This window comes from Pseudoalteromonas xiamenensis (genome assembly GCF_017638925.1).
In the GTDB taxonomy this organism is placed as follows: domain Bacteria; phylum Pseudomonadota; class Gammaproteobacteria; order Enterobacterales; family Alteromonadaceae; genus Pseudoalteromonas; species Pseudoalteromonas xiamenensis.
On record NZ_CP072133.1, the window covers coordinates 2,503,420 to 2,515,789 of the forward strand.

Annotated in this window: 7 protein-coding genes and 3 pseudogenes; 7 read left to right on the forward strand and 3 right to left on the reverse strand. The window is 43.5% G+C overall.

What is annotated here, in order from left to right; genetic code table 11:
* Positions 1 to 190 precede the first annotated feature (190 nt).
* Positions 191 to 799, forward strand: a complete 609-nt coding sequence (locus J5O05_RS12130) for a LysE/ArgO family amino acid transporter (RefSeq protein WP_208842261.1) — start codon at positions 191 to 193, stop codon at positions 797 to 799.
* A gap of 54 nt (positions 800 to 853) precedes the next feature.
* On the opposite strand, the gene J5O05_RS12135 is transcribed toward J5O05_RS12130, so the two are convergent.
* Together J5O05_RS12135 and argE are read right to left on the reverse strand one after the other, a co-directional pair.
* Positions 854 to 1,534, reverse strand: a complete 681-nt coding sequence (locus tag J5O05_RS12135) for a site-specific integrase (RefSeq protein WP_208842262.1) — start codon at positions 1,532 to 1,534, stop codon at positions 854 to 856.
* 148 nt (positions 1,535 to 1,682) lie between these two features.
* Positions 1,683 to 2,828 carry an acetylornithine deacetylase gene (gene argE, locus J5O05_RS12140; protein WP_208842263.1) on the reverse strand — a complete coding sequence of 382 codons (1,146 nt, stop codon included), beginning with the start codon at positions 2,826 to 2,828 and terminating at the stop codon, positions 1,683 to 1,685.
* Between the two features lie 196 nt (positions 2,829 to 3,024).
* Here argE and argC point away from each other — a divergent pair.
* The 6 genes and pseudogenes from argC to J5O05_RS12170 all read left to right on the forward strand — a co-directional run bounded on the left by argC (position 3,025) and on the right by J5O05_RS12170 (position 9,379).
* A pseudogene (gene argC, locus J5O05_RS12145) lies at positions 3,025 to 4,036 on the forward strand (N-acetyl-gamma-glutamyl-phosphate reductase).
* A gap of 2 nt (positions 4,037 to 4,038) precedes the next feature.
* Positions 4,039 to 4,812, forward strand: coding sequence for an acetylglutamate kinase (gene argB / locus J5O05_RS12150; RefSeq protein ID WP_208842264.1), 774 nt, complete (start codon positions 4,039 to 4,041; stop codon positions 4,810 to 4,812).
* 21 nt (positions 4,813 to 4,833) lie between these two features.
* Positions 4,834 to 5,742: an ornithine carbamoyltransferase gene (locus J5O05_RS12155; RefSeq protein WP_208844522.1), complete on the forward strand. Its 909-nt coding sequence runs from the start codon at positions 4,834 to 4,836 to the stop codon at positions 5,740 to 5,742.
* Positions 5,743 to 5,754: 12 nt separating this feature from the next.
* On the forward strand, positions 5,755 to 6,960 hold the full coding sequence (locus J5O05_RS12160; RefSeq protein WP_208842265.1) for an argininosuccinate synthase: 1,206 nt from the start codon (positions 5,755 to 5,757) through the stop codon (positions 6,958 to 6,960).
* A gap of 68 nt (positions 6,961 to 7,028) precedes the next feature.
* A pseudogene (gene argH, locus J5O05_RS12165) lies at positions 7,029 to 8,393 on the forward strand (argininosuccinate lyase); the annotation flags it as partial.
* Positions 8,394 to 8,683: 290 nt separating this feature from the next.
* Positions 8,684 to 9,379 carry a hypothetical protein gene (locus J5O05_RS12170; protein WP_208842267.1) on the forward strand — a complete coding sequence of 232 codons (696 nt, stop codon included), beginning with the start codon at positions 8,684 to 8,686 and terminating at the stop codon, positions 9,377 to 9,379.
* Between the two features lie 106 nt (positions 9,380 to 9,485).
* Here the strand turns inward: J5O05_RS12170 and J5O05_RS12175 are convergent.
* A pseudogene (locus J5O05_RS12175) lies at positions 9,486 to 12,249 on the reverse strand (alpha/beta hydrolase family protein).
* Positions 12,250 to 12,370: the final 121 nt, after the last annotated feature.

Sequence of the window (12,370 nt, forward strand, 5' to 3'; positions counted from 1 at the left end):
GCAACAGCAGAGAAAGCTTGTAATTGTTTGTTTGCCAGCATGGTTATTAATATATCTAATGATATTTAAATTTGTTTAATTATATTTAAAAAATGCGCATTGTTACACTGCTTCACAATGTCGGGTTTACTTTCAATTGCCTCGTGAAGTGAGAGCAAATTGAGGGTTGTGGATAGGTTTGGGGGATGTAATGGTGTGGTTTGAAGGGTTCTTTCTGAGTTTAGGTTTAATAGCGGCAATCGGTGCGCAAAACGCCTTTGTCATATCGCAGAGCTTGAGTGGAAAGTTCACTCTACCCGTTATTTTGACCGTGTCGCTGTGCGATATGTTTTTGGTGTCATTGGGCGTTTTAGGCGTAGGAGCGCTTATTCAACAAAGCGAATGGCTATTGCAAATCACGACTTGGGCGGGGATTGCCTTTTTGAGTGTGTATGGGGCGATGTCACTCAAATCTGCGTTGTCCAGTAAGCAATTGGAGAGTGAGGCTCGTTCAGTTGCGACGCGAAAACGCGCTATTTTAACGGCGATGGCCGTAAGTTTGCTTAATCCTCATGCGTATTTGGACACCGTGGTTATTTTAGGTGGAGTGGCTGGTAAATTTGCTGATCAGCAAAAACTATGGTTTGTTCTGGGCTGTATTAGCGCCTCGATTGCTTGGTTTATGTTACTTGGATTTGGTGCAAAACAATTAGCGCCGGTATTTAGAAATCCAAAAGCGTGGAAAGTCTTAGACGTATTAGTATGTATTATGATGTGGAGTATTGCGCTTTCATTGCTGCACTTTACGCAAGCAAACTAAGTAGGCATTCACTTATAGCGTGGAGCGGTGTTTAAGACATCGCTTTACTTTTTGTTAGGTTGAGTGCCGTTGTAAAAAACGTTGCCAGTGTGCTTTCGAGTTAATGTTTCGCAAAGGTTCAATAACTTGTTGTAAAGCAAGTGGTTGTGGCTCCATTTCCTGTTCGTCATTTTTTAACCCAAGTAGGTAAAAAAACGATGGTTTTTGATTTGCTTGGACAGCGTGGATGCGTAGTTGCTGTTCGAAATTCAAACGCAGACTGCTGATGGCGGTTTTTAGCCCATTTTGATCAACATTGGGCAAACCACATTTTTGTAGATAACCAAGGCGCTCGCCTTCACCAGAAAACCAAATGCGAACTTTCTCGCTGTAACGATTCACTTTGCTTGGCAAATCAAACATGATGCGTTCGTGATGGTGGGTGCTCAAAAATTCGAGGTATTCTTCCAGTCCGGCTTGCCATAGCGCACTGTGGATGGGAATAAATCGCGGCAAGATTTTCTCATTTGTTCCAAACTCGAAACCTTCTACCCCATCTTTTGTGACCAAATTGTCTAACGTGAGGTGACCAATTTCGTCACTGTATGCCCCCGTATAATAGGCAAACAGAGGGAGCCAAAAATGCCAGTGCTTAGGCTGTTCTCTTTTTTGTTTTTCGTCGCTGTATATGTAGCCATGAAACAGTGCATGCAGTTCCATCGGGGAAAACGCTCGGCGACCTAAATGAGAATTCATGCAATGAAAACCTAGAACACTGAAAATACGCCGCTAGTTTAGCGGCTTTCCCGAAGCCCACGAAAGCAAAAAATAGCCAGTGAAAGAAGAGTTTATGAATGGGGAGAGCTGCATATTGGTACGAAGCCAATATGCAGCTCTTTTGATGTTAATAGCAGCTAGCTTTAATCAGTTGCGTAATAATTGCCTGAGATGGTTTGATTTTATCCATTGCTAGGTATTCATCGGGTTGATGCGCCTGATTAATTGAACCGGAATCCATTACGATGGTTTCGCATCCAAGTTGTTGAATAAATGGCGCTTCAGTACAGTAATTTACGGCTACAGCCGCTTCGCCAGATATTTTCTCTGCGAGTTTGACCAGAGCGCTGTCGGTATTACCGCTAAATGCTGGAATGGGGTCATGTAAGTCGATAACTTCCACTGCGTTTGGATACTGAGTATTTATCGGTGTTATTGCATCGATAAGTAATGCCTGTAACTCTTTTATGCTGAAGCCTGGAAGGGGTCGCATATCAATATGCAACTCACAGCAACCACAAATACGGTTTGCGTTGTCGCCACCATGAATATGCCCCAAATTGAGTGTAGGGTAGGGGATCGCAAAGTGTGGTGTTGAATATTTATTCTTTAATTCGTCACGCAAATGCAATAGTTTTGAAATAACTAAATTCATTACCTCAATAGCATTCAATCCACGTGCTGGATCGGAACTATGCCCTGAGCGACCAATAACACGAATCGCGGTAGACATATGACCTTTATGCGTAAACACCGGCACCATATCAGTTGGTTCACCTATCACACAGCGAGCCGGTTTAATGGTACTTTTCTTCGCAATTTCAATTGCACCAGCCATCGTTGTTTCTTCATCAGCGGTAGCAAGAATAAGAATAGGTTGTTGTTGTGGCAGTTCGTCCAATTCTTTAAGAGCTTCTAGTACAAACGCAAAGAAACCTTTCATATCGATAGAACCAAGTCCGTATAACTTGTTGTCTTGTTCCGTCAGTTTGAATGGATCTTTGCTCCAGCGACTATCGTCGAATGGCACGGTGTCAGTGTGACCCGCTAACATCAAACCACCTTGGCCTTCTCCTCGTTTTGCAACGAGATTGAATTTACCCGGTGCACTTTCAAGCTCGGTGATCTCAACCGTAAACCCGAGCGTCTCACACCAACTTGCTAATAAGTCGATGACCGGTTTGTTTGTCAGGTTAAGTTGAGGGTCAAGCGCACTCACCGACGGGCTGGCAATGAGCTGTTGATACATCGATAAAAAGTTTGGTGTGGACATAAAAATCTCAAAATATTTTGACTGGCGTATTGCATCACACTGTAAATGTGTTTAGCATGAATATCAATTCACTTTTTTAGCATAAATAGTCTAAATGAGTGTAAATATTCCAAGTGCACTATCATCGTCTATCATTTGATAGGGTACTAGGTGGTTTGATTACTGTAGCAAGTTCATAAGGCGAGTAAAGCAGAAGATGAAAAACGTGGCTATTGTTGGCGCGAGTGGGTATAGCGGTGTTGAATTGGCGAGTTTGGTTGCAAAGCATCCGCACCTTAATATTGTGGGTGTTTATGTATCAGAAGGCAGCCAAGATAAAGGCAAGCAATTAAGTGATCTTTATCCTGAGCATGTTGGACTGTTGGATATTTCGCTGGAGCCACTGACTGACGCTGCCTTCAAGGCGATAGGTGCACACGCCGATTACGTATGTCTTTGCACAGATCATCATGTAAGTGTTGAGCTTGCTCCTCAATTTCTTGCGCTAGGCAAAAAAGTATTCGATTTGTCAGGCGGTTATCGACTCCATGAAACAAGTGACTACGACCGTTATTATGGTTTTGCCCATCCTTATCCTGAATGGTTAGAGAAAGCTCAATACGGTCTTGCTGAGTGGTACACAGACGCTATTGCTGATGCGGAATTGGTTGCAGTTGCAGGTTGCTATCCAACGGCAGCGTTAAATGCGTTAAAGCCTTTGAAAGAAGCTGGATTGGTTGCTGACCTGCCGATCATCATTAATGCGGTTTCTGGCGTAACAGGCGCAGGTCGCAAAGCGGCAATTAATACGCATTTTTGTGAGGTGTCCTTAGCACCCTATGGGGCTCTTTAATCATCGCCATACACCAGAAATTAGCCAATATCTGGGGCACGATGTCCTTTTTACACCTCATTTAGGTAATTTTGCGCGTGGCATTCTTGAAACGATTTACGTGACGCTGAAGCCTGACGTGACGGCTGCGCAAGTCGAAGCGGCTTATCAAGTGCTTGCCGATGAGCCTTTAATTCGTTTGAAAGGCAAAGTGATGCCTTCGATTAAAGGTGTTGCGAATCAACCATTTGTCGATATTGGCTGGCAACAACAAGGCCAACAGCTGATCGTCGTTGCTGCGATTGATAATTTACTAAAAGGTGCTGCAGGGCAAGCGCTGCAGTGTATGAATATTGCGAGTCACTGGCCGTCAGAATTGGGTTTAAAGGGAGCTTAGTCATGAGTACGTCAAAACCAATTTGGGTAATTAAACTCGGTGGCGCAGTATTAAATTCTGAAGAAGCATCCAACGCATTGTTCGATGTAATGAAAGCGCAAACGGCCTTTCATTTTGTGGTCGTACATGGTGGCGGAGCGTTAGTGGACAGTTGGCTTAAAGATGCAGGTTTTGCCACGGCAAAACATCAAGGTCTTCGTATTTCGCCTCGCGAACAAATGCCTTATATCGTCGGTGCGCTCGCCGGTACGGCGAACAAACAATTAATGGGGGCGGCATTAGTCAGTGGCATGAAACCGATCGGTTTGTCGTTGTTCGAAGCCGGCATTTTGGTCAAACAAAAATTGAAAGTGTTAGCCCAGGTTGGCGAGTGTGATGGCACTCACGATGGGGTTATCCCAGCTATGTTGAACGCAGGTTTTACACCGATCGTGAGTTCAATTGGTCTAGGTGAAGACGGGTCCCTGTATAACGTTAATGCTGACGAAGCGGCCGCCGCGATTGCTGCGCACCTTAAAGCGGAAATTATCTTTATGACCGATGTGGAAGCTGTGCTTGATGCAAATAAGCAACCACTTCATGAATTAAATGCCGATCAAATCGCGAAACTAATCGAAGAAGAGGTAATTGTGGGTGGAATGGAGGTGAAAGTGAAAACGAGCCTAACTGCCGCCGAACAATTACGACGAGGCGTGTATATCTCTAGCTGGCAAAAGCCAGAAAACCTTACCGCGCTTTTAGCCGGCGAACACGTAGGTACCAAAATTACGCCTTAGAGGAATCCATAATGCAGCACTATATTCACGGCCTTGAGTTTAAAAAAGCAGAGACTCAAGCAACTACTCGATCTTGCGATCAAAATGAAACAAAACCCTGCTGATTACGCTCAAGCGTTGGCAGGGAAATCAATCGTTACCCTTTTTGAAAAGCCAAGCTTACGCACACGCGTTTCATTTGATATTGGTATCAATAAGTTAGGTGGTCATGCTGTCTACTTAGACCAACAAAATGGCGCAATGGGTAGCCGTGAATCAGTCAAAGATTTCGCCCTAAATATTTCCACTTGGGCAGACGCGATTGTTGCACGCGTGATGCGTCACGACACATTAACTTGCATGGCTGAGAATGCCAGTGTGCCAGTCGTAAATAGTTTGTGTGATTTATATCACCCATGTCAGGCATTGGCTGATTTCATGACGCTGCAAGAAGTGTATGGTGACGTGAAAGAGCTGAAACTCGCTTACTTAGGAGAGGGAAATAATGTCGCACACTCATTGATGTTGCTGGCAGCTACCCTCGGTACAGATTTCGTTGCGGTGTGTCCAAAAGGGCATTCACCGGACGCGCAAATTCTCAAACAAGCTGAGCAACTCGCCGCGGCGAATGGCGCTTCCGTGTCAATTAGTGATCGTATTGAAGCGGCAGTTGGCGCAAATGTGCTCTATGCTGATACGTGGGTGTCAATGGGTGATAAAACGCCACTTAAAGAAGTTGTTGATACTTACATGCCTTATCAAATCAACCAAGAGCTTGTTGAAAAAACTGGGGCATCAACTGTTTTACATTGCCAACCTGCACATCGAGAGTATGAAATTACTTCTGAAGTGATGGATGGTCCGAAATCAAGAATTATGCAGCAAGCTGAAAACCGCATGCACGCGCAAAATGCGCTTCTCGTCAGTTTGTTGAACCCAAGTTATCTCTAAGGATTATGAACAATGAGCGAAATTAAGAAAGTAGTATTGGCTTATTCTGGCGGTCTGGATACTTCGGCGATTGTGCCATGGTTAAAAGAAAACTACGGCTGTGAAGTCGTGTGTTTTGTGGCTGATGTAGGCCAAGGTGACGCGGAACTTGAGGGCGTAGAAGCTAAAGCGATTGCGTCAGGGGCATCTGAATGTCACATTGTTGATTTGAAAGAAGAGTTTGTAGCGGATTACATTTACCCAACATTAAAAACCGGTTGTATTTACGAAGGTACCTATTTACTAGGTACATCAATGGCACGCCCTATTATTGCCAAAGCGCAGGTTGAAATAGCACGTAAAGTGGGCGCAGATGCCTTAGCGCATGGCTGTACAGGTAAAGGGAATGACCAAGTTCGTTTTGAATCGTGTTTCGCCGCACTTGCGCCGGATTTAAAAGTCATTGCACCATGGCGCGAATGGGACCTAACCAGTCGTGAGTCACTGCTTAATTACTTAGATGAACGAAATATTCCGTGTTCTGCATCCCTCAAGAAAATTTACAGCCGAGATGCAAACGCATGGCACATTTCAACGGAAGGCGGAGAGCTTGAAAACCCTTGGAATGAGCCAAGTGAGCAAGTGTGGACTATTACAGCATCACCGGAACAAGCACCAGATAAAGCCGAATACGTCTCAGTGCAAGTAGAAAAAGGTCAAATCGTGGCGGTAAATGGTGAGCGTTACTCACCTTACGAGTGTCTGGTGAAATTAAATGAGATAGCGGCACCTCATGGCGTAGGTCGTATCGATATCGTTGAAAACCGACTTGTTGGTATGAAATCTCGTGGCTGTTATGAAACACCTGGCGGCACCGTTATGGTTGCTGCATTGCAGGCCATTGATGAATTGGTGTTGGATAAAACGAGTCGTAAGTGGAAAGAGTTACTTGGTAATGAGTTTGCACATCTCGTTTACGATGGTCGTTGGTTTACCCCACTAAAAGCGTCGGTTTTAGGTGGGGCGGAAGCGCTTTCAGAATACGCAACTGGTGAAGTGGTGCTAAAACTGTATAAAGGTCAAGTGATGCCTGTTCAGAAACGTTCACCAAATAGCCTGTACAGTGAAGATTTCGCCACTTTTGGTGAAGATGACGTTTATAACCAAGCTCATGCAGAAGGGTTTATTCGTCTTTACTCTTTATCAAGCCGTATTGCCGCACTTAACAAAGCAAAATAAATCAACGTGCAGTTCTCGAAGGCAAGGTTATCTACCTTGCCTTCCCATTCGTATTCTAGGAGATAACTATGGCATTGTGGGGCGGCCGTTTTTCTGAGGGGCCAGATTCGGCATTCAAACAGTTCAATGATTCATTACCTTTCGATTACCAATTAGCAGAACAAGACATTATTGGTTCTAAAGCTTGGGCAAAAGCGATAGCCAGTGTTGGCGTACTAACAACTGCGGAATTGCAAACGTTAACGACGGCATTGGATGAGTTATTAGTTGAGGTTCAAGCGGATCCTGAGTCGATTGCTACGGCCGGTGATGAAGACATTCATTCGTACGTTGAAAGTAAGTTAATTGAAAAAGTAGGTGACTTGGGTAAAAAACTGCACACAGGTCGCAGCCGCAATGACCAAGTTGCGACGGATTTTCGTCTTTGGAGCCGCAAAACGGCGCAGATTATTTTAGAGGCCTTAGCGGATCTCAAGCAGGCTTTTTTGATTTTGGCAGAGAAAGAACTTGGAACAATACTTCCGGGTTACACACATTTGCAACGTGCTCAGCCTGTCTTATTTAGTCATTGGTGTATGGCCTATGTTGAAATGCTGAACCGTGACTCTGGGCGTTTAAGTGATGCTTTAGCCCGTCTCAATCAGTGTCCTCTTGGTAGTGGTGCGCTGGCTGGGACTGCGTATGCGATTGACCGTACCGCGCTTGCAAAAGAACTCGGTTTTGATAGTGCAACGAGAAACAGTCTTGATGCAGTATCAGATAGAGACTTTGTGCTAGAACTACTCAGCACCGCGTCAATTTCGATGCTGCATTTATCGCGATTAGCCGAAGACATGATTTTTTATAACAGTGGTGAAGCTGGATTTATTGAATTGTCGGATTCCGTGACGTCTGGTTCGTCGTTGATGCCACAGAAAAAGAATCCCGATGCACTTGAACTCATCCGTGGCAAAACGGGACGGGTGTTTGGTGCACTAAGCGCCATGTGTATGACGGTGAAAGCACTGCCGTTGGCATATAACAAAGATATGCAAGAAGATAAAGAAGGGCTCTTTGACGCGTTAGCGACTTGGCTTGCGTGTCTTCATATGGCGCAAGCGTGTATCAACGGTGTAAAAGTAAATAGCGAAAGAACCTTAGCCGCAGCAAAAGGTGGGCATGCAAATGCGACTGAGTTGGCTGATTATTTGGTCGCTAAAGGGATCCCGTTCCGACAAGGTCACCATATTGTGGGGCAGTTGGTGCAGTTGGCGATTAGTGAAGGTAAAAACTTGGAAGAACTCAGTTTGTCTCAGTTCCAAGCGGTTTGTGATGTTATTACCGACGATGTCTATCCAGTGCTTGAAATTGATGCATGTATTGCCGCCCGTAAGGCACTCGGAGGCACCTCATTGCCGCAAGTAAAAGCTGCAATTGCCGCAGAGAATACAAAGTAATCAAACATTTACCTATTTGCCAAAAAATTGACTCGGTGGTCTAAACGATGACTTACCTGTACGCCGTAAGTACCAGTACAATTTTTGAGTAATCAGTATAATAAACCACCCAAGCGGTGGTTTTTTCTTGCTTTTAGCTTGTTTGTTAATCAAATTTTAACAAAAAAATCTATGTATCGAAGATCTGGCATAGTACTTGATATTGATCCCTCACATTTTTGCAATACCCCAATTTTTTAGGGGATTGTGACGAATAAGAAGAACTTTACTCTCTGAGGGAAAACAAAATGTTAAATATGATCAAAAAGATGGCACTAAAAAATCGTTCGACTAAATTCGCTGGTCAATCACCTGTTTTGTCTGGTAAGGTGGATTTTACAAGTGAAATGTTGGCAATGGTTTCTGGTGCTGGCCCACGCATCACTCCTGAGTCTCGAACAAAAAGAAAAAGTATAAGAGTGTTACTACGAGATATATTTGGACTTACATTAGGTGCATTGATCGTTTGGGGATTTCTCATGGCTTTCCTAATAAATGTATTGATGCACTTCACTACCAAGCATAAATTGATGCCAACAATAGTTACCTCATTTTATGTTTTCCTTTCCTATTTTATTTCTGATGATTTAGCTTCACTTACGGTTCAACCAAATGCTTATCTCAACTGGGCTATTTTCGATCTGGTTACCATTATGCTCATCTTCATTTCATTAAAAGTAGCCAAATTACCTTTTAATACAGCATCATATTATGTTTTTGGTGGATTGAGTATTAGCACCTTGCTTTATTTAAGCATGCATATTGATGTTGATATATATAACAATAGGTCACCTTGGATATTGTGGGATATATTTGGTTATGGAGGAACTCTAGTCGATTTGATGATGATTACTGTTCTAATCTTGAATCGTGATATTTTGCAAATAGGGCGACTTTTTTATCGTGGTTCAAAGCCAAGCCCAATAGAGCTAAGTGCCAAATAAATCGTAGTAAGAGCTATTCGAGAAAAAGGAGCATTAAGCTCCTTTTTCATTTCTGTTTAAGTAGATGCCTGACTTTAGAAAAAGATGCGAGCACCAAAAGTCGAAATTACTCTTCAATAAAAGGGATCCCTTTTTGCATCCATTCAGGTGCTGGTTTGCCTTTTAGGTGATGATCAAAATATTCCATCATTCGAATCGAGAAATCGACCTGATTTGGAAACTTTTTCAAATGATGTGGTTCATCTTCGTATTCTAAGAAGATAGCGTCTTTACCAGCTCTTCGAAGCGCTAGATAGTACTGTACGCCCTCATTGTATGGCACTGCGTCATCTTTATTGCCAAACATGATCAAAATAGGCGTTTCTACTTTGTCAGCGAAAAAGACAGGGGAGTTTTCAATGTATAGTTCTGGTGCTTCATAAAGCGCTTTACCTATGCGGCTTTGGCCTGTTTCATACTGGAATTGACGCGCAAGACCCGAGCCTAAACGAATGCCGCTGTAGGCCGAAGTCATATTAGATACAGGCGCACCAGAAACTACGGCTTTAAACATATTTGTCTGGGTGATCATGAAAGCACTTTGATAACCGGCCCAAGAGTGACCTTGCAAGCCGATATTGTTCGGATCAGCAACACCAATATCGATCAGTTTTTGTGCCGCATTCATCATCGTTTTTGTTGCAGATTTGCCCGGGTGACCAATTTCAAAACGAATATCCGGTAGGAATACCGCGTAGCCATTAGAGGTGAACATGGGCAAATTAGGTCGATGATTCAGCTCCATTTTAGGAAAGTCATAACGACGCTGCGTCATATAACGGTAGAAGTAAATGACGACTGGGACTTTCTGGCCTGCTTGATACCCTGCTGGTTTAATTAATACGCCTTGTAAGTCTTCACCATCATATCCTTTATATTGAACTAATTCAGGCTTTTCACCCCAAGCGAAATCATTCAGTTGTGGATTGAGCGCCGTTACTTTCTGTGACTTTTTAAATGTCGATGTGGTTTGCCAAAGATCGGGAAATTCTTGGTAGCTTTGTTTGGTGAAGATGAGCTTATCGTATTGCTTTGCTTTGGCAATCAAATCAAATCGAGCTTCTCCATCAAGGACTTGCGTCACTTTTTTGGTTTCAAGATTGAGCGTTGCAATGCCGCTTTCTTTCGTTTTTAGATTGTAGGTTTGTAAGAGTAATGTATCGGTTGAAGAATAGCCTTGCCACTGTTTATCCAACTTCACCACTCGGTACATGGTGTCAGTTGGTTTACCTTGCGTCAGTGGTGTCGCAAGGAGCGTTTTAGTGTCAAATGACCAAATATCATATTTGCTGTACACCAAAACTTGGCTTTCATCGAGATTCCAACCCGCAATACCTTGGCCAGGCTGCTCGCTCGGATAGTCGTGTTCATCATCTGCAAAAAGTGCATTTTGAACGGCCCGAGTGAGTGGTTTTACTTGTTGCGAAGGTAAATCTTTGAACCAATATTCACCTTCATTAAAATAAACGGCAAAGTGACCGGCAGGGGAAACGCTGGGCACAAAACGGCTTTTCTTGACGACCATCTGACTTTTGCCTGTTGAAATATCGAGGCTGTAGTAGTCGCTGTAAAAACCATTGTAGGTAATTTGACTAAGGTATGCAGAGTCATCATTGGCTAGTAGGGTCGTTGCTTCCGTGTTTAGCGTAAGATTTGGCAAACTCGGCGTGGTGAGCTGAACGACTTTGTCACTCGCAAGATGATAAACCGCTTGATATTGCTTATGCTTGTTTTCTTTATTCCATTGATTGATTTCACGCGGCTTTATTTCAGCATCGTTTGGATGCCACACTTTAAGCCCTTTTTGGGCACGAATCGTGTCAAAGTCGGTAAGGGAGTTTGTGTCCTTATATTTTAGTTCGGGTGCTTTAGCGGCTAAAAACGGGCTATTACCAAAATATAAACGCTCGCCTTTTTCAGACCACTGAAGTTTTGCCGTTTTGGCGCTGAACCAGCCATCTTGGTTTGGTATTGTACTTAATTGCGTTTTATCCGCGTCCCATAATCGAATGTGGTAGTCGCGACGGCGGCTGTCCTCGTTTACATAGTTACCCTCACTAAATGCAACCAGCGCCTTAGTTGGATGCCAACTAAAGGTTGATACGGTAATACCCGGTTCGCTCAGTAGATTCACCGCCTCATTTTCTTGGAAATTGCGAAAGCTAATTCGGTTGTCTTTGCCATCATCAGAACCGACTTGCCAAATTAAGCCAAAGTTCGAAACCGCATAACTGTTCACTGAATCAAAAGTGACTTCTTTTAGGTCACTGAGGCTAACCAGTATTAACGGCAGCAACGTGTCTTTTTTATCGGCTTTGATTGCATTGTCGTCTTTGTCGCGTTCTTGAGACGCTTCTTTAGCAGTTTCTTTCTTCTTTTCAACGTCTTTACGATATGCCAACCAGAAGCCCATCATCAGACAATTGGTAATCTTTCACGTCAGTGAACTCGCTTTGTTCACCCGTTTTTGCGTTCACTAGCACTAAATTCTTTTTAAGTTTTTTTCGATCGGCTTTTTTCGTTGTTTCTGTTTTGAGTAAGTCGGCTTCTTGTGTAAATGCGACCCAAGTTGCAGACTTATTGATAACAGGTTTAGAACCTAGTGGTACAGAAGCAAGTAACGCATTGGTATCTAATTGATAAACCAAACCTGTCGGGTCGCCGCGATAGGGCTTTGCACTGGTTACGAGCAACTGACCATCATCTGAAAGCAGGGTATTATTGGTTTGTTTGAAATCAAAAACGTCTTTGAAAGACAAAGGCTTGCTGGCAAAGCTAAGTGTTGGTGTGCTGAGCAATGTCGCAAACAGAAGTGAGTGGGTAACTTTCATTGCGTGATTCTTTTATTTATTTGAACATTATTTTTAGCATGAACCAATCTGAGCGCAAATTTCCTTGCGATAAGTCTCCGATTATTCGGGCTGATAAATAAAAACGGCCGCAATGGCGGCC